The 396-nt window shown below is 45.2% G+C and carries 1 protein-coding gene; it reads left to right on the top strand.

Annotated elements, in window-relative coordinates; genetic code table 11:
* The coding region (locus COY37_RS08885) for a hypothetical protein (RefSeq protein WP_286977272.1) at positions 1–396 on the top strand (396 nt) is incomplete at both ends.

Here is a 396-nt window from a genome sequence, read left to right as displayed (position 1 = left end):
TCTACTGCTTGCTGGTAAGCCTGGTGATGCGTATTGCGAAGAACAGCACCAGCTATCTGGGTCTGGCGGGGGCGCATGGTTAAGCCAAGTGATTATTACCGTAACCGAACCAATCGGGCTTAAAAGGGTCGATGAGCCGGTTGAGGTAGCCTTTACGTCGGATAAAGTAAAACCGCAAGGTGAGGATATTCGTGTAACCGATGAAAACGATATTGAAATACCATGCCAGGTTAAGGTAATTGGGGCAGGTAGTTATAAGATTTCCTTCTTTGCGCAAGCTGAACCATATTCTACTAGAAACTACCATTTATACTTTAATAATCCGAGCGCGCTAAAACCGGATTATGGGGCAATGTATTCTGCATTGGATAACCAGGCGAAAACATGGCAAACAGA

Source organism: Candidatus Aquicultor secundus (genome assembly GCF_002791875.1).
GTDB lineage: Bacteria > Actinomycetota > Aquicultoria > Aquicultorales > Aquicultoraceae > Aquicultor_A > Aquicultor_A secundus.
The sequence above is the reverse complement of the archived record's forward strand: the minus strand, read 5'-3'. Positions and strand labels throughout refer to the sequence as shown.